Here is a 24,246-nt window from a genome sequence, read left to right as displayed (position 1 = left end):
GATCGGTGATCGTCATGCCCCCCGTCCGGCGTGCCCCGGTGATCGTGCCCGCCGGTCCGGAGACCGTCTCGGCGGTGCTGGCCGAGGTCTCCACGGTGGGCGGCTACTTCGAGCTCGACGCGGGCGAGGCCGAACCCGGCTGGCGGCCGCTCACCGACCTGCTCACCGACCGCGCCCTGCTGGCACGGCGCGTCGCCGAGGTCGCCACCCGCCTGGGCACCGACCAGACCAGGGTCGCGGCCTCCATCCAGTTCCAGGGGCTCGCGGCCCGCCTGTGGTCACCGGTCGTCGGGGCCTTCGCCGCCCACGGCCTGCTCCTCGACCTGGCCCCCACCCGGGTGCACTGGTATCCCGCCCCCACGGGGCCGCTGCCGTTGCGTGCCGTACGGCCCGGCGGATGGCAGGTCGCCGATCCCGCCGAGGCGGCGGGGCCGATGTACCACGGGGTGGTGACCGGGCTGCTCGAACCGCTGGCGTCGGCCGTACGGGAGATCGTCGGCATCTCGTCCACCCTGCTGTGGGGCAACACCGCCTCCGCGCTGGCGGGCGCCGTGTGCGTCCTGGCCCGCCAGCGCCCCGAGCTGGCCGGGCGGGCCGTCGCGCTGGGCCGGGAACTGCTGGGGACGGGGTCGCTGCGGGACACCGGTGGGCTGGCCGAGCCCGTCCCGGGGCGGCCGTCCTTCACCAGGAACAGCTGCTGCCTGTACTACCGGCTGCCCGGCGGTGGCAAGTGCGGCGACTGCGTGCTGCTCGCGAGCCGTACAAGAGAGAGGCTCGCGAGCCGTACGAGAGAGAGGGGAGACACGTGAGCGGGATCACCGTCTGCCGGGACTGCTGCTGCGGCAGCGCCCGCAAGGTGCCGGGACTCGACCACGACGAGCAGTTGCGCAGGCTGTCGGAGATCGCTGAGGTGCGCGTCAGCGACTGCCTCGACGTGTGCGAGCAGGCCAACGTGGTCGTCGTACGGCCTTCGCCGGAGGGACGCGCGGCGGGCGGGCGGCCCGTGTGGCTCGGGCTGGTCAACCACCCGGACGCCGCGAAGGACATCGCCGCCTGGATCGGGGACGGCGGCCCCGGCCTCGCGCCGATGCCCGACATCCTGACCCTGCACACCATCACCCCGCCGGGCAGGACCGGCGGGGCGGGGAACCTCAGCGGTTGACGAACGAGGGCGGGCGCTTCTCGGTGAAGGCGGCCATGCCCTCCTTCTGGTCGGCGGTGGCGAAGGTGGCGTGGAAGACACGCCGCTCGAACCGCACCCCCTCGGCGAGCGTGGTCTCGAACGCCCGGTTCACGCTCTCCTTGACCATCATCGCGATGGGCGTGGACATGTTCGCGATGGTCTCCGCGAGGGCCAGGGCCTCGGACAGCAGGTCGGCGGCGGGCACGATCCGGGAGACCAGCCCGGCCCGCTCGGCCTCGGCGGCGTCCATGGTGCGCCCGGTCAGGCACAGCTCCATGGCCTTGGCCTTGCCGACGGCGCGGGTCAGCCGCTGGGAGCCGCCGATGCCGGGGATGACGCCGAGCTTGATCTCCGGCTGGCCGAAGACCGCGGTGTCGGCGGCGATGAGCACGTCGCAGAGCATGGCCAGCTCGCAGCCGCCGCCGAGCGCGTAGCCCGCCACCGCCGCGACCGTGGGCTTGCGGACCTCGCCGAGCCGGTCCCAGGCGGAGAACCAGTCGGCCAGGTAGACGTCCATGTAGTCGTTGGGCTGCATCTCCTTGATATCGGCCCCCGCGGCGAAGGCCCGCTCCGAGCCGGTGACGACGATGCAGCCGACGTCCGGGTCACGGTCGAGCGTGGTCGCCGCGTCGATGACCTCCTCCATGACCCGCAGGTTGAGCGCGTTGAGCGCCTTCGGGCGGTTGAGGGTGATCAGGCCGGTACGGCCCTTGCGGTCGAGAAGGATGGTCTCATACTGAGTCACGATTTTTCCCTGATGGCGTTGACGATGGCGGAGAAGTCCTGACCCGCGCCCGGCCCCTCGGCGAAGGCGGCGTAGATCTCCGCCGCCCGCAGGCCGAGTTCCGCGGCCACGCCACCCGCCCTGATGGCCTCGGCGGCCAGGCCCAGGTCCTTGGCCATGAGCGCGGCGGCGAAGCCCGGCTGGTAGTCGCGGTTGGCGGGACTCGCCGGGACCGGGCCGGGGACCGGGCAGTTGGAGGTCAGCGCCCAGCACTGGCCCGAGGCCGTCGAGACCACGTCGAACAGCGCCTGGTGCGACAGGCCGAGGCTCTCACCCAGCACGAACGCCTCGCTGACGGCGATCATCGAGGCGCCGAGGATCATGTTGTTGCAGATCTTCGCGGCCTGCCCGGCGCCGGGACCGCCGCAGTGCACGACCCTGCGGCCCATCGTGGACAGCAGCGGGGAGACGGCGGCGAAGTCGTCCTCCCCGGCGCCGACCATGAAGGTCAGCGTGGCAGCCGTCGCCCCGGCCACGCCCCCGGAGACCGGGGCGTCGAGCGCGCGGTGCCCGGCCGCGACTGCGGCCTGTCCCGCGGCGCGGGCGTCGGCGACGTCGATGGTCGAGCAGTCGGCGAACAGCGTTCCCGGCGCGGCGGCCCCCAGCACCTGGTCGTAGCAGCCGAGCACGTGCCGCCCGCTGGGCAGCATCGTGACGACGGTCCCGGCGCCGTCCACGGCCTCCGTGGCGGAGGCGGCGAGGCGGACGCCGTTCTCCCCGGCCCGTTCGAGCGCCTCGGGAACCAGGTCGAACCCGGTCACCTCGTAGCCCGCCTTGACCAGGTTGGCGGCCATCGGACCGCCCATGTTGCCCAGGCCGATGAAGGCGATCGTCATCGCGGTCCTCCGGACAGTCCGAGTTCGCGCTCCCCGAGGGGCGCGAAGAAGCGGTCGATGTCCCGTTCGTCCACCTCTTCGAGCTGGGCGGGCGACCAGCGGGGGGAGCGGTCCTTGTCGATCACCTGGGCGCGGATGCCCTCCACCAGGTCCGGTACGGCCAGCATCCCGAGGGAGACGCGGTACTCCTGGTCGAGCGCCTCCTCAAGGGAGCCGAGCTCTTTGGCCAGGCGCAGGGAGCGCAGGGTGGCCTTCAGCGCGGTCGGCGACTTGGCGGAGATCAGCTCGGCCGCCCGCTTGGCCCCCTCCGCACCGCTGTCGAGCAGCCGCTCCACGATCTCCTCGACCGTGTCGGCGGAGTAGCAGGCGTCGATCCACCCGCGCTCACCGGCCAGCTCGCCGGGCGGCACGGGACGGGCGAAGGCGGTGACCGCCCCGGCCACGTCCCGCGAGGCCAGCGCGGTTGTGAGGGCCTCAAGGTCGCCGGAGGGCACGAAGTGGTCGGCCAGCCCGCAGGCGATAGCGTCGCCCGCGCCGATCGCCGCCGCGGTCAGCGCCAGGTGGGTGCCCAGCTCGCCGGGCGCCCGCGACAGCAGGTAGGTGCCGCCCACGTCGGGCACGAACCCGATCGTGGTCTCCGGCATGGCCAGGGTGGTGCGCTCGGTGACGATCCGCACCCCGCCGTGCGCGGACACGCCCACCCCGCCGCCCATCACGATGCCGTCCATCAGCGCCACGTACGGCTTGCCGTACCGGGCGACGAGGGCGTTGAGGCGGTACTCGTCCCGCCAGAACGCGGGGGAGTTCCCGCCCCCGGCCCTGGCGTCCTCGTAGATGGAGCGGATGTCGCCCCCGGCGCACAGGCCGCGCTCGCCCGCGCCCCTGATGAGCACGGTGGCCACGGCGTCGTCCTCCGCCCAGGCGCGCAGGACGGCGTCGATGCGGCGGATCATGTCGTGGTTCAGGGCGTTCAGGGCCCGGGGCCGGTTGAGGACGACCTGCCCGAGACGGCCGGTGACCAGCGTCTCGACCTCGGCGTCCGGCTGTGGGTTCATCAGGCGGCTCCAACCAGTCCTCTGGCGACGATGACGCGCATGATCTCGTTCGTTCCTTCCAGGATCCGGTGCACCCGCAGGTCGCGGACGATCTTCTCGATGCCGTACTCGGTGAGGTAGCCGTACCCGCCGTGCAGTTGCAGGGCCTGGTCGGCGACGGTGAAGCCGGTGTCGGTGGCGAACCGCTTGGCCATCGCGCACAGCTCGGCCGCCCTGGGGTCGCCCGCGTCGAGCGCGGCGGCGGCCCGCCACACCAACGCCCTGGCGGCCTCCAGTTCGGTCGCCATGTCGGCCAGGGAGAACTGCAGCGCCTGGGCGCGCAGCAGCTTGGCGCCGAAGGCCTCCCGGTCGGCGAGGTAGGAGGTGCAGGCGTCGAGGGCGGCCTGCGCGCCGCCCAGGGAGCAGGCGGCGATGCCGAGGCGGCCGCCGTTCAGGCCGCTCATCGCGATCCGGAAGCCGCCGCCCTCCTCGCCGAGCAGCCGCGAGGCAGGGACGCGTACCCCGTCCAGGATGACCTGCCGGGTCGGCTGGGCGTTCCAGCCCATCTTGTCCTCGTTGGGGCCGAAGGACAGGCCGGGGTCGTCGCGCTCGACGACGAACGCCGAGATGCCCTTGGCGCCGGGACCTCCGGTGCGGGCCATCACCACGTACACCTGGGCGGCCCCGGCGCCGGAGATGAACTGCTTGACCCCGTCGAGGACGTAGTGGTCGCCGTCGAGGACCGCCCGGGTGCCGAGCGCGGCGGCGTCGGATCCGGCGCCCGGTTCGGTGAGGCAGTAGGCGGCCAGGTCCCGCATCGAGCACAGACCGGGCAGCCAGCGGGCGCGCTGGTCGCCGGTGCCGTAGCGGTCGATCATCCAGGCGACCATGTTGTGGATGGAGGTGTAGGCCGCGATGGAGGGACAGCCGGTGGCCAGTGCCTCGAAGGCCAGCACCCCGTCGGTCCTGGACAGGCCGGAGCCGCCCATCTCCTCGGCGACGTAGACACCGCCGAGCCCGAGGTCGGCGGCCTTGGCCAGCACGTCGACCGGGAAGTGCTTGCGGCGGTCCCAGTCGACGGCGTTGGGCGCCAGGTGCTCGTCGGCGAAGCCGCGGACCGCCTCGACGATCGCCGCCTGCTCGTCGGTGAGAGTGAGCATCGGCGTCAGCCCATCGTGGGAATAACGAAGCTCGCGCCTTCCCTGAGCCCGGAGGGCCAGCGCGAGGTGACGGTCTTGGTGCGGGTGCAGAAGCGGATCGAGTCCGTGCCGAACTGGTTGAGGTCGCCGAACGCCGACCGCTTCCAGCCGCCGAAGCCGTGGTAGGCGACCGGGACCGGGATGGGGACGTTGACGCCGACCATGCCGGTGTTCACCCGCCGGGTGAAGTCGCGGGCGGTGTCGCCGTCACGGGTGAAGATGGCCACGCCGTTGCCGTACTCGTGCTCGGTCGGCAGGCGCAGCGCCTCCTCGTAGGAGGCCGCGCGCACCACGGACAGGACGGGGCCGAAGATCTCCTCCCGGTAGACGCGCATGTCCGGGGTGACGTGGTCGAAGAGCGAGGCGCCGACGAAGAAGCCGTCCCCGTTCCCCGGCAGCTCGGCCTGGCGGCCGTCGACCACCAGGCGGGCGCCCTCGGCGACGCCGACGTCGAGGTAGCCGCGGACCCGCTCCAGCGCGTCCGCGCCGACCAGCGGCCCGAAGTCGGCGGCGGGGTCGTCGGACAGGCCGACCCGCAGCTCGCCGATCCGCTCGACCAGCTTGGCGACCAGGGCCTCGGCGGTCTCCTCCCCGACGGGGACGGCCACGGAGATGGCCATGCAGCGCTCGCCCGCCGAGCCGTACCCCGCGCCGATCAGCGCGTCGGCGGCCTGGTCGAGGTCGGCGTCGGGCATGACGATCAGGTGGTTCTTGGCGCCGCCGAAGCACTGGGCGCGCTTGCCGTTCGCGGAGGCGACGGTGTAGACGTGCTCGGCCACCGCGGTCGAGCCGACGAAGCCGACCCCGCCGACCCTCGGGTCGGTCAGCAGCGTCTCGACGGCCAGCCGGTCGCCGTTGACCACGTTCAGCACGCCGGGCGGCAGGCCCGCCTCGACGAACAGCTCGGCCAGGCGCAGCGGCACCGAGGGGTCACGCTCGGACGGCTTGAGCACGAAGGCGTTCCCGCAGGCTAGGGCGGGCGCGGCCTGCCACAGCGGAATCATCGCCGGGAAGTTGAACGGGGTGATCCCGGCGATCACCCCCAGCGGCTGGCGCATCGAGTACACGTCGATGCCGGTCCCGGCGCTGTCGGTGAAGTCGCCCTTGAGCAGGTGCGGGATGCCCGCGGCGAACTCGACGACCTCAAGGCCGCGCTGCAGGTCGCCGTCGGCGTCGGCGATGGTCTTGCCGTGCTCGGAGGACAGCAGCCGGGCCAGGGAGTCGCGTTCGGCGTCGGCCAGGCGCAGGAAGCGCAGCAGCACCCGGGCGCGGCGCTGCGGGTTCCACCCGGCCCACTCCCGCTGGGCGGCCTCGGCGTCGGCGAGCGCCGCCTCGACCTCCTCCCGGCTGGCCAGCGGGACGCGGGCCTGGACCCGCCCGGTGTTGGGGTCGAGGACGTCGCCGTACTCGCCGGAGGTCCCGGGGACCTGTTTGCCGCCGATGAAGTGTGTCAGCTCACGAACCATGAACGTCCTGCCTTCGCCAGATGGGGATCCGAGGGTGGGCGTCAGCGCGTGGGACATCCCACGGCCTGGACGTCGCCGGGCTCGCGAGCGCGTGTCGATGCCATGCGTGTTCGCTCCATCCTCGTGGACAACACGGACAAACCCACGGCCGGTATCCTGACTCCCGGATCAGCGCACGTCACCCGGCCTTCCCAGCTCTCGCCAGTGGCCTTTTCCACGCGATGACGCACTCCCCGGTCACAGTGGCGGGACCGTGCCGGACTCACACCGGCTTCCCTGCACCGCGGACCTTCGTCTCGAAAATATAGTTGGACGTCCTACTAAGTCCAGAGCGTACGGCGTTCGCCCTCGGAAGAGTTGCTGCCTATCATTCGTAGTTGCGAACTACTTGCAACAAGGGGGTGGCATGGCGGTCGTCCTGGGGATCGAGACCTCGTGCGACGAGACCGGCGTCGGCATCGTCTCCGACGGGCGCCTCCTCGGCGCCGCGCTGGCCTCCTCGATGGAGGAGCACGCGCGCTTCGGCGGGGTGGTGCCGGAGATCGCCGCCCGCGCCCACCTGGAGTCGCTCGTCCCCTGCGTGCGGGCCGCCTTCCAGCAGGCAGGGATCGGCCCCTCGGAGATCGACGCGGTCGCGGTCACCTCCGGCCCCGGCCTGGCCACCGCGCTGCAGACCGGCCTCGCCGCCGCCAAGGCCTACGCCCTGGCCTGGGACCGCCCCCTGTACGGCGTGCACCACCTGGCCGGGCACGTGGCCGCCGACACCCTGGAGAACGGCCCGCTGCCGTCCCGCTCGGTCGCGCTGATCGTCTCCGGTGGGCACACCTCGCTGCTGCTGCTCGGCGACCTGGCCCGCGACCCGGTCGTCCACCTCGGCGACACCCGCGACGACGCCGCGGGGGAGGCCTTCGACAAGGTCGCCAGGCTCCTCGGCCTCGCCTACCCCGGCGGCCCCGCCGTCGCCGAGGCCGCCCGCGACGGCGACCCCGGGGCTGTCGTCTTCCCCCGCGCGATGCTCGGCGCGGGCTACGACTTCTCCTTCTCCGGCCTCAAGAGCGCCGTCGCCAGGCACGTGGAACGGGCCGGAAGCACCCTCGCCGTGCCGGACGTCGCGGCCTCCTTCCAGGAGGCGGTCGCCGACGTGCTGACCCGCAAGGCCGTCGAGGCCTGCCTTGCCCACGGCGTGGACACCCTCGTGATCGTCGGTGGCGTCGCCGCCAACCGCAGACTGCGCGACCTCGCCGCCGAGCGATGCCGTACGGCGGGCCTCACGCTGCGGATCCCGCCCCCGAGCCTGTGCACCGACAACGGCGCGATGATCGCCGCGGTCGGGGACCTCCTGGTCGCCTCGGGCGCCCCGCCCTCCTCACGCCACCTGGCGGCCGACCCCTCGGCCCCGCTGAACCGCGCCCACCTCTGAGGTCAGGCGATCAGTTCGGGCAGCCGGGTGATGTTGTCGGCGAGATAGCTGCCGAGCTCCGGCGGGATGATGTTGATGGCCGTGATCTCCCCGGGGTCGAGCGGCAGCCGTACGACCTCGTAGACGCCCCTGGCGGGGTCGGAGAACTCGGGACCGCAGCGCAGGGCGGGGTCCATCGAGACCAGGCGGCAGCCGTACACGTGCTGGGTCTTGACGCCGTCGTCGCGCACGCACTCAAGGGTGGTCAGCGGGGTGACGTCGGAGACGACCGCGCCAAGCTCCTCAAGCACCTCGCGGTGGAGGGTGTGCTCAAGGGAGGCGTCCTGCGGCTCGACGTGGCCACCGGGAATCGACCAGTAGAGGTCCTGCCCGGGAACCGTGCGGCGGAACAGCACGAGCCGGTCGTCGTCGAGGAGCACCGCGCGGACGCTGGGGACGAGGGGCATTCGCCCATTCTGCCACCCGGTGTCCTGGTCCTCAGAAGTCACCCCTGCGCAGGCGCTTGAGGTCGGAGCGGTGCTTCTTGGCGGTGATCCGCCGTTCGACGGCGCCCCTGCTCGGCTTGGTCGGACGGCGTCGCTTCGGCGGCGGGGCGACGGCCTCCCGCAGCAGCCGGGCGAGCCGGATCCGCGCGGCCTCGCGGTTGCGGAGCTGGGAGCGGAACTCGGAGGCGGCGATGGTGATGACGCCGTCGACGAGCCGGGGGGCGAGCCGTTCGAGCGCGCGGTCCTTGAGCGGCGGCACGAGCGCCTCGGTCGCGGCCAGGTCGAAGCTCAGCTCCACCCGGCTGTCGGTGGTGTTGACTCCCTGCCCGCCCGGACCCGAGGAGCGGGAGAAACGCCAGTGAAGCTCGGTCTCCGGGATGGAGAGCGAGCCGCTGATCTCCAGCGGATCGGACATGGAGCGACAACTCCTTCGGGTTCTTGTGGGCTGTGATTCCAGGATATCCACGGAGCAAACGCCCTGATCAACTGATTTATCCGCTTATTTGGGTGGAGGAGTGTGGGGGATTCGGCCTTGTGGGGCGGTTCGCCTTCCGCCACAGTGGCCCCGAAGTGACCCCGGGAGGACCGCACCGCGGGGATCCGTACGAGGGAGGCGGGCGCGTGGACAAGATCGTCGGCGTGCACGGGATAGGCAAGTACCACTACTACCGTGACGCGGGGAACTCGGCCGAGGGCGCGGCCAGTGCCGTACGCGAGAAATGGGACCGCTACCTGCACAAGGGGCTGACCGGTGGCGTGCCGTACACCAAGGAGCGCTATGTCACCGACATCGCCTACTACGCCCACCTGCTGTGCGAGCACCCCCAGGAGCCGTCCGCGCGGGCGGTGCGGGCCATGGACGTGCCCTCCCAGGAGATCTTCGTCGCCTGGGCCAAGCAACTGCCCAGGATGGGGGAGGGGCTGACCGGCGCGCTGCACGCCGTGACGGGCTGGCTGCTCAACCGCCTCCAGGCCAACGCGGCCGACCTCGCGGGACTCTTCTGCCCGGAGGTCGCCGCCTACATGACCGCGGGAAGCCGCGCCAGGGAGAAGGCACGCGCGGCGGTGGCGCAGACGATCAGGCGAAACCAGCCGAAGGTGGTCATCGCCCACTCGCTCGGCAGCGTGGTGACCTACGAGACGCTGTGGTCCAATCCCGACCTGCGGATCGACCTGCTGCTCACCCTCGGCAGCCCGCTCGGCATGCAGAACGTGATCTTCGAACGGTTGCTGCCCGCCCCGATCAACGGCAGGGGGAAGAAACCGCCGTCGGTCAGGCGCTGGGTCAACATCGCCGACAAGGACGACATCGTGGCGATCCCCGCCGAGCTGCGGCGCAGCTTCACCGGGATCGACCAGGAGACGCTGGTGAACCTCGACTGGCTCGACTTCCACAGCGTGCGCAACTACCTGGGCTGCGGCGCGCTCAACGAACACCTCAAGCCCTACCTCCACTGACCCGGCCGAACGGTTGTTCACCCCGCCGTGCGCCGCAGGTCACGACGGGGCAAGGACGGGGCAAGATGCGCGGGTTGCACTGGTGGCGTGGAGCAGACGCCGTCACGCAGGGTGTTTCTTTCCGTCGCCGCCGCCGGTGTGGGCGGCCTGTTGCTCACCGGGGCCGGGATTCCCACGGCCCCCAGGACTCTTCGCCGTGATCCGTTCACCCTGGGGATCGCCTCGGGGGACCCGTCGCCGGACGGGGTCGTGCTGTGGACCAGGCTCGCCCCCGAGCCGCTCGGCCTTCAGGGGCTGGGCGGGATGCCCGCCCGAGACGTCGAGGTCGAATGGCAGCTCGCCGACGACGAGGGCTTCACCAGGGTGGTGCGGACCGGCGTGGAGACCGCGCGGCGGGAACGGGCGCACAGCGTCCACGTCGAGCTGGACGGGCTCGAACCGGGGCGGGAGTACTTCTACCGCTTCCGCGCCGAGGGACACCTCTCGCCCGCGGGCCGTACCCGCACCGCCCCCGCCGCCGACGCGGCGCCCTCCCCGCTGACGCTGGCCGTGGCCGCCTGCGCCCACTACGAGCACGGCTACTACACGGCCTACCGCAGGCTCGCGGAGCAGGATCCCGACCTGGTCGTCCACCTGGGCGACTACATGTACGAGTACGCCCCGAAGGGCTACACCGCGATGGGCGGGGCCGTACGCAAGCACACCGAGGGCAGGTGCGCCACGCTGGCCGACTACCGGACGCGGCACGCGCAGTACAAGAGCGACGCCGACCTGCGGGCCGCGCACGCGGTCGCGCCGTGGCTGGTCGCCTTCGACGACCACGAGATCGAGAACAACTGGGCGGGGAACGTCTCCAGCACCGGGGACCCGGACTTCGCCCGCCGCAGGGCCAACGCGTTCCAGGCCTACTACGAGAACATGCCGCTGCGCGGGACGAGCGTGCCCAACGGGGGTTCGATCCGGATCCACCGCAGGGTCGACTGGGGGCCGCTGGCCCGTTTCCACCTGCTCGACACCCGGCAGTTCCGCGACGACCAGGCCTGCGAGGACGGGCTCAGGGCCGGGTGCGGTGACCGGCTCTCCACCCGGCGCACCCTGCTGGGGGAGGACCAGCGGCGCTGGCTGCTCGACGGGCTCTCCTCCTCGCGGGCGCGCTGGAACCTGGTCGCCCAGCAGATCCTGATGGCCCAGCGCGACTACCGGGCCGGGCCGGGCACCGAGGTCAACATGGACTCCTGGGACGGCTACGCCGCCGAGCGCACCCGGCTGCTGACCGGCTTCCGCGACTCGGGCGCGGCCAACCCCGTCGTGCTGACCGGTGACATGCACATGCACCACGCGGCCGATCTCATGCTCGACTTCGACGACCCCGACTCGCCCAAGGTGGGGGTCGAACTGGTGACCTCCTCCATCGCCAGCGACGGCGACGGCTACCGGGACGAGGCCAGGGTCGCCGAGACGATCGCGGAGAACCCGCACATCTCCTACCTGGACCAACGGCGCGGTTACATCGTCTGCCGGATCACTCCGGAGGAACTGCGCGCAGACTTCCGGACCCTGGACTACATCAGCCGCCGGGGCGCCCCGGCGAGGACCGGTGCCCGGTTCACCGTCCCCGCCGGACACTCCGCCTTGGTCTAAAAACGTGAGGAATTACCGAAATTTGTTAGATGATCGGCATATGAGTGATCTTTTCCCCCGGAGGTTCGCCGCCGTGGCCCTCGCCGCCGCGCTCGGCGGTACCCTTCTCGTCCAGCCCGCCACGGCGGTCGCGGCCCCCGCGGCCGCGGCCTCCACGGCGACCACGGTTGCCCCCTTCCGATACGAGGTCTACTTCCCCAAGTACACCTACCGAGGGGGAAACCTCACCTACACCGTCAAGGTGCGCAACAACAAGGTCAGAGGCCAGCACTACGTGGCGCTCGTCGGTGAGTTCTCCTCGAACTTCCGCGCGGTCAGGGTGGTCTCGAAGCCGCGCAGCGTGAGGTGCTCCGTCAAGGGGCGGACCGTACTGTGCCTGATCTCCTCCCTCGACAAGGGGGACGTGACGTCCTTCAAGCTCAGGGGATGGGTCGGCCCGCGCAGGGGCACCGCGACCGTGCGCTTCGGCGCGGCCGTGACCAGCAACCCGCACGTCTCCGCCAAGAGGCTCGCCAAGGAGATCCGCAGCCGTCTCAGCGCGCGGTCGAGGATTCTGTGACCCCCTGAGGGTCCCTGTCCGGGGGTCCGTCACCGGCGGATCCCCGGCACCGGGCGGGGCGGGTCAAGGGCGTGCCAGGATTGGACCATGGACATCGACCTGGCCGATCTGGGGTTCTGGCGCCGCCCCCTCAAGGAGCGCAACGAGGCGTTCGCCCGGCTGAGGGAGCTGGACCGGCCGGTCTTCTTCCCGGAACGGCGGGTGCCGCTGCTGCGCTCGGGCAAGGGCTTCTACGCCCTGGTACGGCACGCCGACGTGGTCGAGGCCAGCCGCAACGCCAAGGTCTTCTCCAGCGAGCCCGCGGTGACCAACCCCGAGCCGCCCGGCTGGGTCAAGCACGTGTTCGGCGAGTCCATGGTGAACATGGACGACCCCCGCCACGCCCGCCTGCGCCGCATCGTCTCCCGCGCCTTCAGCCCCAGGATGCTCGCCGGGCTGCAGGACGGCATCGACAGGGCCTGCGCCGGGATCGTCGACGACGTGGTCGCCGAGGGCCCCGGCGACTTCGTCCACCAGGTCGCCGCCCGCCTTCCCATCCACGTCATCTGCGACATGATGGGCATCCCCGACGGGATGCGGGAGCAGGTCCACCGGCACGTCGACGTCTCCACGGCCTACACCGGCGTACGGCCGAGCCTGCCCCAGACGCTCAGGATGGCCGGGCAGAACATGCTGGCGCTGCTCGCCCTGCAGCGCATGGTGATCCAGCTCGGCAAGCAGCGCGCGACGGCGCCGGAGGGCGACCTGGTCTCCGCCCTGGTCACCGCCAACGTGGACGGGGAACGGCTCACCGACCGCGAGCTCGGCTCGTTCTTCGCGCTGCTGCTGGTCGCGGGCAACGAGACGGCCCGCAACACCATGGCGCACGGCATCAAGCTGCTCACCGACAATCCCGAGCAGCGCCGCCTGCTGGCCGAGGACTTCGACGCCCGCATCGGCGGGGCGATCGAGGAGATGGTCCGCTACGTCTCGCCCATCATGCAGTTCCGCCGCACGGTCACCCAGGACTACGACCTGCGTGGCCTGCACCTGAAGGCCGGGGACAAGGTCGTGCTGTTCTACGGCTCGGCCAACCGCGACGAGGACGTCTTCCCCGACCCCGACCGCTTCGACATCACCCGCGAGACCAAGGGCCACGTCGGCTTCGGCGGCCCCGGCCCCCACTTCTGCCTGGGCGCCAACCTGGCCCGCCAGGAGATCAGAACCATGTTCCGCGAACTTCTCACCCGCCTCCCGGACATCCGCTCCGTGGGCGAACCCGAACTCCTCCCCTCCAACTTCGACAACAGCATCAGAACCCAGCCCTTCACGTTCTGACATCGCTTTTGGGGCGGGTCCCGCACGGCGGGTCAACGGTGGTCAGGCCGGGACCGGGAGGCACTCGGTGCTGAGACTGGAGGCGCACCGCAGACCCACCTCCGCGACACTGACCGATCTGACTCCTGGGTCCTTCAGGAGTTTCTCCAGCTCTGCGGGGGTGACGCCTTCCACGATCTCCCCGTAGACCTTGCCCTCCCCGGCCGCCTTCCGCAGCTCGGCGAGGTCGAGGCCGAACGCGTCGAGCGTTCCCCTGTCCTCCTCCCGCAGGCCGTCCACCCACCGCCTGAACCGCTCGACCGGGGAGAGATCCCCACAGCCCTCACTGTCCGCGCACGGCTCACCGTCCCAGTACAGGGGAAACTTCCCCACACGTGCCGGCGAGAGGAGAACCCGCCCTCCGCCGTCAGCCACGGACGTCATCGGCCGCGCGAACTCGACCACCGCGGTTACCTCGACCCTCGTCCCCAGACCTCTGAGAAGTGCCGCGGTGGCCTTCTTCTCCGTTCTCCTCTCACCGAACTCCGCGAGGACACGGCTCAGCCGTGACTCGCTCAGGTGGGGTAGTTCCAGATGCCCGGTCGAGGGAAAATAACGGATCTCCGGAATTCCGTTGGCCCAGTCGGTGACCGTGATGTCCGTACCCCGAGGCCATATCCTCAGCGGGAGGGAGAGATACTCGGGGTCGTCGGTGACCCTCGTCATCGCGCTCAGCACGATGTCATGGGCCGGATTGGCCACCACGAACGCGTTTCCCGCCACGAACTCCAGATGGGTGAGGAACGCCTTGTCCTCGGGGGCCGTCGCGTTTCGCATCCCCGTCACCGCCAGGGCGGACACCACGCCCAGTAACACGACGACAACGGCAACGGATGTTCTTCTCCATCTCATTTCCCGATCTTCCCAGGAAAGTCCGCCGTGGAACCCGGAAACGAAACGTCCGAGAATGCTTCTCTCTTTTCACACCTTTCCTGGGTCCGCCATTTCTTTTCCGCGTCCGATGCTCACGGAGGACGAACGGCCGGTCACCTCTCGCCGAGCTGGGGGGCCTCCACGGGGCAGCTCGTGTGGGGGGCCGGGGAGGTGGTCAGGACGTTCTGTCTGATGGTGAGGAAGGTGGTCGCGGCGGCGGCCGTCATCATCGCGGCGGCGACGAGCATCGTGGTGTGGAAGCCCGCGGTGAAGATCGTGGGGGAGTGGAAGGCCTCGCCGGTCAGACCGGCGAGCGGCGGGATCGCGGCGACCGCCAGCAGGCCGCCCGTCCTGGCGACGGCGTTGTTGACGCCGCTGGCCACGCCCGCGTAGCGCTCGTCCGCGGTGGCCAGCACCGTCGCGGTCAGCGGCGCGACCGCCGCCGACAGGCCCAGACCGAACAGGGAGACAGGCAGAAGCACCCCCGTCGCGTACGGCGTGCCCGCGCCGATCCGGGACATCAGCACCAGGGCGACGGCGCAGACCAGGATGCCCGCCGTCATCGGGATCCTGGGGCCGATCCGTTTGGCCAGCTCCCCCGCCCTGGCCGAGAGCAGCAGCATCAGCAGCGTGACCGGGATCATCGCCGACCCGGCGACCACCGGGGAGAAGCCCGCGGAGACCTGCAACTGGACGACCAGCAGGAAGAACACCACGCCCATCGCGGCGTACATGATCAGCGTGACCACGTTCACCGCGGTGAACACCTTCGAGGAGAAGAGCCCGACCGGGACGAGCGCGGCGGGCGAGCGCCTGATCTCCAGCCAGACGAACGCCGCGCCGAGCACCACGCCAACGACCAGCGGAACGGCCTGCAGGCCGATCAGCCCGTAGGTGATCCCGGCCAGGGAGAGCGCGGCCAGCGCCGCGCCCGCCACGTCGAAGTGACCGGTCGCCTCGACGTCCCTGCTCTCCGGCACGTGCCGTACGGCGACCGCGACCACCAGCGCGGCCAGCGGCAGGTTGAGCAGGAACACCCAGCGCCAACCGGCCGTCTCGACCAGCCAGCCGCCGAGCAGCGGCCCGACGGCCGCGGCGACCCCGCCGAGCCCGGACCAGGCCCCGATGGCTCGTGGTCGGTCCTCGCGGTCGAAGGACGCCTGGATGATGGCCAGCGAGCCCGGGGTGAGCAGCGCGCCGCCGACTCCCTGCAGGGCACGGGCGGAGATCAGCGTCCCGATGTTCGGCGCGAGGCCGCACAGGGCGGAGGCCGCGGCGAACCAGACGACGCCGATGAGGAAGATCCTGCGCCTGCCGTACCGGTCGCCGAGCGAGCCGCCCAGCAGGATCAGCCCCGCCAGGGTCAGCGTGTAGGCGTTGACCGTCCACTGCAGGCCCGCCATGTCGGCCTTGAGGGCGGCGCCGAGCGTGGGCAGCGCCACGTTGACGACAGTGCCGTCCAGCATGGCCATCCCCGACCCGAGCACCGTGGTGAGCAGAATCCACCGCCCCTTGGCCGAGCTGAACCGGATATGGCCGTTGTCCATACTCCCCATGATGACCCACTGTCTGTTTTGTCAGGATTTATCTGACAAGCCATGAAGTGTCGGCGATCTCTGGTAGGAAGTGGTCTGCCATATTTCGCCTGACAGGAGCCCTGGAATGACCTACGCCGACGACGCGCCCGTGCAGAGCCCCTCCGGCAGGCTGCCCATCGTGGAGGTGCCAGGGAGCGACGAGGAGACGCGGGAGCTGCCCGCTCCCGAGGCGGCGAACTGGCGGATCGGCGTGGACTGGGACGGGGACGCCGAGGAGTTCGAGGAACTCTTCCTGCGCTTCGTCGGCAAGGTGGACACGACGAAGGTCACCGCCCTCACCATCGGAAACTGGGGAAGCGCCTACGAGAGGGACTCCAGCGAGGCCGTACGGCTGCTGACCGAGCACGCCGAGCGCCTGCCCGCCCTGCGCACGCTGTACTTCGGCGACATCTCCAGGGAGGAGGCCGAGATCTCGTGGATCCAGCAGAGCGACGTCACCCCGCTGCTGACCGCCTTCCCGAAGCTCGAACAGCTGGACGTGCGCGGCGGCTCCGGGCTCGTGCTGCGTCCGGTCAGGCACGAGAGCCTCAGGGAACTGTCGATCGAGTCGGGTGGCCTGCCCGCGGGCGTGGTCCGCGGGATCGGAGAGAGCACCTTCCCCGCCCTTGAGCGCCTGGAGCTGTGGCTCGGCGTGAGCGAGTACGGCGGGGACGCGACCGTGGCCGACATGGAGGGCATCCTGAGCGGTGAGCGGCTGCCCGCGCTGCGCCACCTCGGCCTGCAGGACAGCGAGATCCAGGACGAGATCGCCGCGGCCGTGGCCTCCGCGCCGGTCGTGGCCCGCCTGGAGACGCTGGCGCTGTCGATGGGCGCCCTCGGCGACGAGGGGGCCGAGGCGCTGCTGTCCGGTCAGCCGCTGACCCACCTGAAGCGTCTCGACCTGCACCACCACTACCTCACCGACCCCATGGCCGACAGGGTCAGGGCGGCCTTCGCGGTCTTCGGCGTCGAGGTCGACCTGTCGGACCAGGAGGAGCCCGACGACGAGTGGCGTTACGTGGCGGTCTCCGAATGATCCCGCTGACGGTCGTCGGCACCCCGGGAGAACGCAGGGTCACCCTGTTCGCGAGCGCCTGTGCCGCCCACGGCCTGCCCGAACCCCGGGTCGTGCCATGGACACAAATCCTGAAAAATCAGGAAAAAAGCCGAAATGTCAGGTTCGAGCCGGGCACGCTCGTGCGGATCGAGTCACCGGGCGAGGACGCCGAGACCGACGCGCTGCTGCGCGGCCCGGGGGAGCCGTCCCGGGTGGGCGGCGGGGCCGCCTGGCACGCCGCCTTCATGGCCGGGATCGAACGCGTCCGCCAAGCCGTCGAGGATACCCCCGGCGCCAGGCTGCTCGCCGAGCCTGGCGAGATCGCGGTGATGTTCGACAAGCGGCGCTGCCACGCGAGGCTGTCGGCGGCCGGGGTCCCCGTGCCGCCCGCGCTGACGGGACCCGTCGGCGGCTACGCCGAACTGCGCGAGCGGATGGCCGGGGCCGGGTGGAACCGGGTGTTCGTCAAGCCCGCCCACGGCTCCTCCGCCTCGGGCGTTGTCGCCCTGCAGGTCGCCCCCGGCAGGATCAGGGCCGTCACCTCGGCCGAGCTGACCGGTGGGGCGCTGTACAACTCGCTGCGGGTGCGCGCCTACGACGACGAGCGCGACGTCGCGGCGATCGTCGAGCTGCTGGCCCCGGACGGCCTGCACGTCGAGCGGTGGTTCCCCAAGGCCACGCTCGGCGACAGGGCGATCGACCTGCGGGTGGTCACGGTCGAGGGCACGCCGACCCACGCGGTCGTGCGTGCCAGCCGTACGCCCATGACGAACCTGCACCTGGGCGGGGAGCGCGGGGACCTCGGCGCGGTGCGGGCCCGGCTCGGGGCCGACGGCTGGGCGCGGCTGCTGGACGTCTGCGCGCGGGCGGCGGCGTGCTTCCCCGGCAGCCTGGCCACCGGGGTGGACGTCATGGTCGGAACCGGGTGGCGTGACGTCGTGGTGGCCGAGGTCAACGCCTTCGGCGACCTGCTGCCCCGGCTCACCGGCCTGCCCGGCACCCCGGCCGAGGGGCTGGACACCTACCGGGCCCAGGTGGCGGCCATCGCGCGCCGTCACGTTCCCGTGGGGGCCGGCGCCGGTGCGTGACATGAACGAGATCGTGGGCGGCCACGACCTGCTGCTGGTGACGCTCGACACGCTGAGATACGACGTGGCGGAGGAGGCGCTGGCCGAGGGGCGCCTGCCCACCCTGGCGCGGGCGCTGCCCGGCGGCCGGTGGGAGAAGCGCCACAGCCCGGGGAGCTTCACCTACGCCGCGCACGCCGCGATCCTCGCCGGGTTCCTGCCGACCCCGGCCTCTCCTGGGCCGCATCCCCGGCTGTTCGCCGCGACGTTCCCCGGCAGCGAGACGACGGCCCCGGGCACCTGGACGTTTGACGCCCCCGACCTGCCCACCGGGCTGGCGGCGGTGGGCTACCACACGATCTGCGTCGGGGGAGTTGGCTTCTTCAACAAGCTGACCCCGCTCGGCTCCACGCTGCCCGGCCTGTTCGCCGAGAGCCACTGGGAGCCGGAGTACGGCGTGACCTCGCCGACCTCGTTCGAGGCGCAGATCGCGTGCGCGGAGCGGGCGGTCGCCGGGGCGGAAGGGCCGGTGTTCCTGTTCGTCAACGTCTCCGCGCTGCACCAGCCGAACTGGTTCCACCTGCCCGGCGCCACCCGTGAGCACGGCGACGACCGGCGCAGCCACGCCGCCGCGCTGGAGTACGTGGACCGGCACCTCGGCAGGCTCTTCGCGCTGATGAGCGCCAGGCGTCCCGCCTTCGCGATCGTCTGCTCCGACCACGGCACCGCCTACGGGGAGGACGGCCACGTCGGGCACCGGATCGGCCACGAGGTCGTCTGGACCGTGCCCTACGGGGAGTTCGTCCTGGAGAGGGGACAGTGGTGACGGATCTGGACGCGGGTCCCTACCAGGGATACGTCTACGCCTATCCCCACAAGACGGCCTACCGGCCGCTGGACCCCCGGCCCACGCTGCGGCGGGTGTGGGAGCGGGAGCCGCTCGAAAGCCTCTTTCTCTACCTGCACATCCCGTTCTGCGAGATGCGCTGCGGGTTCTGCAACCTGTTCACCAGGACCGGCGCCCCCGAGGAACTCGTCACCGCCTACCTCGACGCGCTGGAACGCCAGGCGCGGGCCGTGCGGGACGCCCTGGACGGGCCGGAGTTCGTGCTCGCGGCCGTCGGGGGCGGTACCCCGACCTACCTGAGCGCGGCCGAGCTGACCAGGCTGTTCGACCTCACCGAACGGATCATGGGCGTCGATCTGCGGGCCGTACCGCTGTCGGTGGAGACCTCACCCGCGACGGCGACGGCCGACCGGCTCGCCGTCCTGGCGGAGCGGGGCACGACCAGGATCTCCATCGGGGTGCAGAGCTTCCTCGACGCCGAGGCCCGCGCCGCGGTCAGACCGCAGCGGCGGGCGGAGGTCGAGGCAGCGCTCGGCCGGATCAGGGACACCGGGTTCGAGGCGCTCAACATCGACCTGATCTACGGGATCGACGGGCAGACCGGGCGGACCTGGCGCCACTCGCTGGACGCCGCGCTCGCCTGGCGGCCCGAGGAGCTCTACCTGTACCCGCTGTACGTCCGCCCGCTGACCGGGCTCGGCCGTCGCGCGGGCGACTGGGACGACCACCGGCTCGGCCTCTACCGTCAGGGCCGTGACCACCTGCTGGCCGAAGGGTACGAACAGGTGTCGATGCGGATGTTCCGGCTGCCGGGCTCCGGTGGCCTGACCGAGTACACCTGCCAGAGCGACGGCATGGTGGGTCTCGGCTGCGGGGCCCGCTCCTACACCTCCGGCCTGCACTACTCCCACGAGTACGCGGTCGCCGCCCGCCAGGTGCGCGGGATCATCGACGACTACGTACGGCTGCCCGCCGAGGAGTTCGCCTTCGCCAACGTCGGCTTCCACCTGGACGAGGCGGAACGGCGCCGCCGCCACCTCCTGCAGTCGCTGTCGCAGGCGGAGGGACTGGACCTGGACGCCTACCGTAAGCGCTTCGACACCGAGGCGACGGAGGACTTCTCCGCCGAACTGGAGATCCTGACGGACCGGGGGTGGCTCGACGGTCCCGAGGGGCGTTGGCTGCGGCTGACCTCCGAGGGGCTGGCCCACTCCGACGCGATCGGCCCGTGGCTGTTCTCGGCGCCGGTACGGGAGCTGATGGCGGGATACGAGCAGCGATGAGAGACGACTCGGTGAACCCCCACCTGACGATCCTGTATCGCGGACCGCTGTCCAGCTGCGACTACGACTGCCCCTACTGCCCCTTCGCCAAGCGCCGCGACAGCCCCGAGCGGCTGCGGCGGGACCGGGCGGCGCTCGAACGGTTCACGGCGTGGACGGCGGAGTGCGGCCACCCCGTCTCGGTGCTGTTCACCCCGTGGGGGGAGGGGCTGGTCCGCTCGTGGTACCGCGGGACGATGGTCGAGCTGAGCCGCCTCCCGCACGTCCGCAGGGTCGCGATCCAGACCAACCTCAGCGGCCGCACCGGCTGGCTGGCCGAGGCCGACCTGGACACGCTCGCCCTGTGGGTGACCTACCACCCCGGCCAGGTCACCCACGAGCGCTTCCTCGCCAGATGCCGTGAGCTGCACGCACTTGGTGTCCGCTTCAGCGTCGGCGTCGTCGGCCTGCCCGAGCACCTCCAGGCCGCCAGGCGCCTGCGCGCGGACCTGCCCCCGGAGGTGTACCTGTGGGTGAACGCCGCCGAGGGCCACCTCTACACCGACGAGGAGGCGGCCCCCTGGGCGGCGCTCGACCCGCTGTTCCACCACAGCAGGACCCCGCACCGCAGCGCCGGGCTGCCGTGCCGTACCGGAGAGAGCGTGGTCTCCGTGGACGGCGACGGCACCGTACGGCGCTGCCACTTCGTGCCCGAGGTCCTCGGCAACCTCTACGACGGCTCCTTCCGGCAGGCCCTGCGTCCCCGGGGCTGCCCGCTGGCGGTGTGCGACTGCCACATCGGCTACGTCCACCTGGAGCCGACCGGGCTCTACGACGTGTTCGCCGGGGGAGTCCTCGAACGCATCCCTCACGTCTCTCTGAGCGGCTGGTAGTCCCTGGCCGTCAGGCCGAACGTCCAGGCGACGCCCTCGCGGGCGGTGCGGGTCCACGGCGGGACCCGCAGCCAGTAGGTGCGGAAGGTGCCGTCGGGCTCGGCGGTCGAGTTGACCACCTCGACCATCGAGACCGCCTCGTCGTCGGGCAGCTCGATGCGCCACAGCACGCCGGTCTCGTCGCGGTCCAGCGGCGTGGCCCCCGACTCGGCGAGGTAGCGCTCGTAGCCGAAGTGCTCCAGCATCACCCGGCGCAGCTCGGCGTTCTCCTCGGCGCGGATGCGCTGGGGGGTCAGGCCCGTCATGGAGGCGCCGAACTCGGCGGGCACCGGCATGCCGTGCCAGGCGTACAGCGCGAAGCCGTCGGGGAAGGACAGCGCGGGCCCCTCGGCGCGGTGCGGGCGGCCCGCCTCGTCGCGGTGCAGCTCGGCCGGGCGCTCACAGACCAGCGCGACCCGCTCGAAGGGCCACCACCAGCCCGCGGACTCGGCGACCATGACCAGGCCCTCGACCTCGGGCGCCCCCAGCGCCTCGAACAGCGAGAGCCACGGCGCGTCGTGCTGGCCGAGCACGGCGTCCAGCGTCGAGGCGCGCAGCAGCGCCCCCGCCTCCTCCGAGTCCGCGGCGGCGGCGACGCCACCGCGGATCCGGTTGACGAGGCGGTTCACCGGGTCCCACAGAACGCCCCCGGTCAGCGACCAGACCAGCGGCCAGCCTTCCGCCCCGAGCCTGGCCAGCGCCTCGGTCCTGGCCCGCTCCCACGGCCGGGTGCGCACCTCGTCACGGACACAGCGGCCCATCTCAAGCTCGCCGCCGCCCCTGTTGGCGGCGAGCCTGGCGCCCTCCACGGGGGAGGCGACCCAGATGATCCGTTCGGGCTCGGCCAGACCACCGATCCGGTAGGCCAGCCGTACCCCCGCCTCGGCGCGGGCGCGGTCGGCGGGGCCGGTCCTGAGGGCCACCTCCTCCCAGCGGAGTGCGGCGGCGCTCAGCGTGTCGGCGAGTTCGTTGGTGACGGTCATGCTCGGGTGCTCCTGGCGATCTTCTAGTCGGCGACGACGCGGAAGGCGCCGGGGATGTACTCACGCTGGCGCAGCACGCGGTACCACCCCTTGGGCAGGGAGATCGCGGCGTGCTCCTCGTGGACGACCCGTCCCCCTGACGGGAGGTTGAGGAAGGCCGGATCGGCGGGACGCGTCCCGCGGACCAGGGTGCCCTGGCCGACCACGGCGTGGGCGTGCCCGGTCGCCTCACCCAGCGCCAGCACCAGGCGGCCCCGCGCGTCACGCGGCACGGACGGCGAGGTGACGACGGAGGCGGGGACGGCCTCCTCGGCGACGGGCACGATCAGGATGTCTCCCTGACGGTACATCTCACAGCTCCTCGGATCGGGATGATCGAAAGTTAGCGGTCGCCACCGACAATCCCGGGTCGCCTCTTTGCCGCCGCGAGGCAAGGGGTGCTAGACCGGAGCACCTATGAGCGAACCCGACCTGGAACGGCCCGCCTGGCGCAGGATCATGGCGGGCCGCGACCCCGCACAGGGGCACCGCGCCTCGACCCCCCTTGAGCTTCTGTTCGACCTGTGTTTCGTCGTCGGCGTCGCGCAGGCGGCGGCCAGCCTGCACCACGCCCTGTCCGAGGGGCATCCGGGCAGCGGGGTCCTCGGCTACGCCATGGTCTTCTTCGCCATCTGGTGGGCGTGGATGAACTTCACCTGGTTCGCCTCGGCCTACGACACCGACGACGTGCTGTACCGGCTGCTGGTGCTGGCGCAGATCACCGGCGTGCTCATCCTGGCGGCTGGGGTGCCCAGGGCGTTCGGGGAGCGGGACTTCGGGCTGGTCACGCTGGGATACGCGGTGATGCGCCTGGCGATGGTCGGGCTCTGGGTGCGGGCCGCCAGGGAGGACGCCCCGGGACGCGCCAGCGCGCGGCGTTACGCGGTCGGCGTCACCCTCGTGCAGGCCGGATGGATCGCCCGGCTGGCGCTGACGGGGCAGGCGGGGCTCGCCGGGTTCCTGGTGCTGGTCCTGGCCGAGCTGGCGGTGCCGCTGTGGGCCGAGCGCGCCAGGCGGACCGCGTGGCACCCGGGCCACATCGCCGAGCGCTACGGTCTGTTCACGCTGATCGTGCTGGGTGAGTCGGTGCTGGCGGCCGTGAACGCGATCCAGGCCGGGCTCGAACGGGGGATCGTCGTGACGGCCCTGCTGTCGGTCGCCCTCAGCGGGATCGTGATCGTCTTCTCGATGTGGTGGGTGTACTTCGCGCAGCCCGCGGACCGCATCCTCGTCTCAGGAAGGGCGGCCTTCCGCTGGGGGTACGGCCACTATCTGGTCTTCTCCTCGGCCGCGGCGGTCGGCGCCGGGCTCGGCGTCGTGATCGACCACGACACGCATCACGCCCACATCGGCGCCCTCGCCGCCGGGGCCGCGGTCGCGGTGCCGGTGGCCGTCTTCGTGCTCAGCGTGTGGCTGGTGCACGTCAGGCCGCACCGCAGGGGGCCGTGGGTGAACGCGGGCTTCCCGGTGGTGGCGTTGGCCGTGCTTGCGACCCCGTTGACGCCGGTCCCGCTGCCGTCGATCGCGGTCCTGATGGCCCTGCTCGTCGTGGTGAGCGCCCGCGTCAGGGCGTGAGGGCCTCCAGCGCCCGCAGGACGAAGTCACAGACCACGGTCTCGGCGTCCTCCGCGGTGGTCTCCCCGCTGAGCAGCGGCACCCGTTCCGCGCCGATGACGGCGAGGATGAACCGGGCGGCGGAGGTCACGTCGGGGGTGCGGAAGGCCCCGGAGGAGACCCCGCCCTCGATGATGCCGGTCAGGATGCGCTGCATCGGCTCGACGTGGTCGGCCAGGCGCTGGTAGGCGTCGGGGCCGAGCGCGGCCGACAGGTCGGCGGGACCGGGGTGGGGATGGGCGAGCAGCCCGGCCAACTGGAGACGGACGAACACCCGGAGCCGCTCGGCGGGAGAGGCGCCCGGCGGCAGCTCCCGTTCGTAGCTGTCGATGAAGTAGCCCGTCACCCGCTCGGTGAAGGCCAGCAGCAGCGCCGCCTTGTCGGGGAAGTAGTTGTACAGGACGGTCCTGGTGATGCCCGCCTCGCTCGCCACGTCGGTCATCGAGATGGCGTCGATGCCCTGGTCCCTCGACAGGCGGGAGACCGCCTGCAGGATCCGGTCACGCGTCTGGGCGCGGTGCTCGCCGATCGTCGCGGCCGAAATGCGGGGCATGCACCCATCGTCGCACAGGCC

Annotated in this window: 25 protein-coding genes and 1 riboswitch; of the genes, 13 read left to right on the top strand and 12 right to left on the bottom strand. The window is 71.6% G+C overall.

The window, feature by feature from the left end:
- Positions 1 to 14 precede the first annotated feature (14 nt).
- Positions 15 to 809, top strand: a complete 795-nt coding sequence (locus FHS44_RS13080) for a (2Fe-2S)-binding protein (RefSeq protein WP_184715297.1) — start codon at positions 15 to 17, stop codon at positions 807 to 809.
- Entirely contained in the window at positions 806 to 1,162 is a 357-nt protein-coding gene (locus FHS44_RS13075; protein WP_221460672.1) for a hypothetical protein, read from the top strand. The genes FHS44_RS13080 and FHS44_RS13075 overlap by 4 nt, the downstream gene beginning before the upstream one ends.
- Here the strand turns inward: FHS44_RS13075 and FHS44_RS13070 are convergent.
- The 5 genes from FHS44_RS13070 to FHS44_RS13050 are packed head-to-tail and all read right to left on the bottom strand — an operon-like array spanning position 1,152 to position 6,502.
- The gene (locus tag FHS44_RS13070) at positions 1,152 to 1,928 is read right to left on the bottom strand and encodes an enoyl-CoA hydratase (protein ID WP_312863635.1); all 777 of its coding nucleotides are present in this window, start codon (positions 1,926 to 1,928) and stop codon (positions 1,152 to 1,154) included. The two genes, FHS44_RS13075 and FHS44_RS13070, sit on opposite strands and share 11 nt — an antisense overlap.
- Complete coding sequence (gene mmsB, locus FHS44_RS13065; RefSeq protein WP_184714233.1) at positions 1,925 to 2,803, bottom strand: 3-hydroxyisobutyrate dehydrogenase; 879 nt, start codon at positions 2,801 to 2,803, stop codon at positions 1,925 to 1,927. Before mmsB ends, FHS44_RS13070 begins: the two co-directional genes overlap by 4 nt.
- Positions 2,800 to 3,858: an enoyl-CoA hydratase/isomerase family protein gene (locus FHS44_RS13060; RefSeq protein ID WP_184714232.1), complete on the bottom strand. Its 1,059-nt coding sequence runs from the start codon at positions 3,856 to 3,858 to the stop codon at positions 2,800 to 2,802. The genes mmsB and FHS44_RS13060 overlap by 4 nt, the downstream gene beginning before the upstream one ends.
- Complete coding sequence (locus FHS44_RS13055) at positions 3,858 to 4,997, bottom strand: acyl-CoA dehydrogenase family protein (RefSeq protein WP_221460671.1); 1,140 nt, start codon at positions 4,995 to 4,997, stop codon at positions 3,858 to 3,860. Before FHS44_RS13055 ends, FHS44_RS13060 begins: the two co-directional genes overlap by 1 nt.
- Positions 4,998 to 5,002: 5 nt before the next feature.
- Positions 5,003 to 6,502 carry a CoA-acylating methylmalonate-semialdehyde dehydrogenase gene (locus FHS44_RS13050; protein WP_184714231.1) on the bottom strand — a complete coding sequence of 500 codons (1,500 nt, stop codon included), beginning with the start codon at positions 6,500 to 6,502 and terminating at the stop codon, positions 5,003 to 5,005.
- Between the two features lie 129 nt (positions 6,503 to 6,631).
- A riboswitch (cobalamin riboswitch) is annotated at positions 6,632 to 6,810 on the bottom strand.
- A gap of 98 nt (positions 6,811 to 6,908) precedes the next feature.
- Between FHS44_RS13050 and tsaD the strand changes: the two genes are divergently transcribed.
- Complete coding sequence (tsaD, locus tag FHS44_RS13045) at positions 6,909 to 7,922, top strand: tRNA (adenosine(37)-N6)-threonylcarbamoyltransferase complex transferase subunit TsaD (protein ID WP_184714230.1); 1,014 nt, start codon at positions 6,909 to 6,911, stop codon at positions 7,920 to 7,922.
- Positions 7,923 to 7,924: 2 nt separating this feature from the next.
- Here tsaD and FHS44_RS13040 read toward each other — a convergent pair whose 3' ends face one another.
- Positions 7,925 to 8,368, bottom strand: a complete 444-nt coding sequence (locus tag FHS44_RS13040; RefSeq protein WP_184714229.1) for an NUDIX hydrolase — start codon at positions 8,366 to 8,368, stop codon at positions 7,925 to 7,927.
- Positions 8,369 to 8,399: 31 nt separating this feature from the next.
- A complete protein-coding gene (gene arfB / locus FHS44_RS13035) occupies positions 8,400 to 8,822 on the bottom strand; it encodes an alternative ribosome rescue aminoacyl-tRNA hydrolase ArfB (RefSeq protein WP_184714228.1) in 423 nt (140 codons plus the stop codon).
- A 206-nt stretch (positions 8,823 to 9,028) separates the two neighbouring features.
- On the opposite strand from arfB, the gene FHS44_RS13030 reads away from it, so the two are divergent.
- From FHS44_RS13030 to FHS44_RS13015, 4 genes are all read left to right on the top strand, one after another.
- Positions 9,029 to 9,865, top strand: a complete 837-nt coding sequence (locus tag FHS44_RS13030) for a hypothetical protein (RefSeq protein ID WP_184714227.1) — start codon at positions 9,029 to 9,031, stop codon at positions 9,863 to 9,865.
- Positions 9,866 to 9,952: 87 nt separating this feature from the next.
- The gene (locus FHS44_RS13025) at positions 9,953 to 11,506 is read left to right on the top strand and encodes an alkaline phosphatase D family protein (RefSeq protein WP_184714226.1); all 1,554 of its coding nucleotides are present in this window, start codon (positions 9,953 to 9,955) and stop codon (positions 11,504 to 11,506) included.
- Positions 11,507 to 11,546: 40 nt separating this feature from the next.
- Positions 11,547 to 12,065: a hypothetical protein gene (locus tag FHS44_RS13020; protein ID WP_184714225.1), complete on the top strand. Its 519-nt coding sequence runs from the start codon at positions 11,547 to 11,549 to the stop codon at positions 12,063 to 12,065.
- Positions 12,066 to 12,152: 87 nt separating this feature from the next.
- Positions 12,153 to 13,382, top strand: coding sequence for a cytochrome P450 (locus FHS44_RS13015; protein WP_184714224.1), 1,230 nt, complete (start codon positions 12,153 to 12,155; stop codon positions 13,380 to 13,382).
- A 42-nt stretch (positions 13,383 to 13,424) separates the two neighbouring features.
- Here FHS44_RS13015 and FHS44_RS13010 read toward each other — a convergent pair whose 3' ends face one another.
- A complete protein-coding gene (locus FHS44_RS13010) occupies positions 13,425 to 14,144 on the bottom strand; it encodes a hypothetical protein (RefSeq protein WP_184714223.1) in 720 nt (239 codons plus the stop codon).
- Positions 14,145 to 14,407: 263 nt separating this feature from the next.
- Positions 14,408 to 15,841, bottom strand: coding sequence for an MFS transporter (locus tag FHS44_RS13005; protein ID WP_246435412.1), 1,434 nt, complete (start codon positions 15,839 to 15,841; stop codon positions 14,408 to 14,410).
- A gap of 115 nt (positions 15,842 to 15,956) precedes the next feature.
- On the opposite strand from FHS44_RS13005, the gene FHS44_RS13000 reads away from it, so the two are divergent.
- From FHS44_RS13000 to FHS44_RS12980, 5 genes are read left to right on the top strand one after another with little or no spacing between them, the layout of a single operon-like run.
- Entirely contained in the window at positions 15,957 to 16,907 is a 951-nt protein-coding gene (locus tag FHS44_RS13000; RefSeq protein ID WP_184714221.1) for an STM4015 family protein, read from the top strand.
- Positions 16,904 to 18,016 (top strand): STM4014 family protein, encoded by a 1,113-nt coding sequence (locus tag FHS44_RS12995; protein ID WP_184714220.1) that lies wholly within the window; start codon positions 16,904 to 16,906, stop codon positions 18,014 to 18,016. The genes FHS44_RS13000 and FHS44_RS12995 overlap by 4 nt, the downstream gene beginning before the upstream one ends.
- A gap of 1 nt (position 18,017) precedes the next feature.
- Complete coding sequence (locus tag FHS44_RS12990) at positions 18,018 to 18,821, top strand: STM4013/SEN3800 family hydrolase (RefSeq protein ID WP_184714219.1); 804 nt, start codon at positions 18,018 to 18,020, stop codon at positions 18,819 to 18,821.
- The gene (locus FHS44_RS12985; RefSeq protein WP_312863633.1) at positions 18,818 to 20,125 is read left to right on the top strand and encodes an STM4012 family radical SAM protein; all 1,308 of its coding nucleotides are present in this window, start codon (positions 18,818 to 18,820) and stop codon (positions 20,123 to 20,125) included. Before FHS44_RS12990 ends, FHS44_RS12985 begins: the two co-directional genes overlap by 4 nt.
- On the top strand, positions 20,122 to 20,997 hold the full coding sequence (locus tag FHS44_RS12980) for an STM4011 family radical SAM protein (protein WP_184714217.1): 876 nt from the start codon (positions 20,122 to 20,124) through the stop codon (positions 20,995 to 20,997). Before FHS44_RS12985 ends, FHS44_RS12980 begins: the two co-directional genes overlap by 4 nt.
- On the opposite strand, the gene FHS44_RS12975 is transcribed toward FHS44_RS12980, so the two are convergent.
- Both FHS44_RS12975 and FHS44_RS12970 read right to left on the bottom strand, forming a co-directional pair.
- A complete protein-coding gene (locus FHS44_RS12975) occupies positions 20,973 to 22,019 on the bottom strand; it encodes a DUF6745 domain-containing protein (protein ID WP_184714216.1) in 1,047 nt (348 codons plus the stop codon). The genes FHS44_RS12980 and FHS44_RS12975 overlap by 25 nt on opposite strands.
- A 23-nt stretch (positions 22,020 to 22,042) precedes the next feature.
- The gene (locus FHS44_RS12970) at positions 22,043 to 22,369 is read right to left on the bottom strand and encodes a DUF8820 family protein (RefSeq protein WP_184714215.1); all 327 of its coding nucleotides are present in this window, start codon (positions 22,367 to 22,369) and stop codon (positions 22,043 to 22,045) included.
- 106 nt (positions 22,370 to 22,475) lie between these two features.
- Between FHS44_RS12970 and FHS44_RS12965 the strand changes: the two genes are divergently transcribed.
- Complete coding sequence (locus FHS44_RS12965; protein WP_184714214.1) at positions 22,476 to 23,633, top strand: low temperature requirement protein A; 1,158 nt, start codon at positions 22,476 to 22,478, stop codon at positions 23,631 to 23,633.
- Here FHS44_RS12965 and FHS44_RS12960 read toward each other — a convergent pair.
- Positions 23,623 to 24,225 (bottom strand): TetR/AcrR family transcriptional regulator, encoded by a 603-nt coding sequence (locus FHS44_RS12960; RefSeq protein WP_184714213.1) that lies wholly within the window; start codon positions 24,223 to 24,225, stop codon positions 23,623 to 23,625. The genes FHS44_RS12965 and FHS44_RS12960 overlap by 11 nt on opposite strands.
- Positions 24,226 to 24,246 lie beyond the last annotated feature (21 nt).

The sequence above is a fragment of the Streptosporangium saharense genome, from assembly GCF_014203715.1.
Classification (GTDB): domain Bacteria; phylum Actinomycetota; class Actinomycetes; order Streptosporangiales; family Streptosporangiaceae; genus Streptosporangium; species Streptosporangium saharense.
Note: the sequence above shows the minus strand (reverse complement) of the source record. Positions and strands in the feature narration are given on the sequence as shown.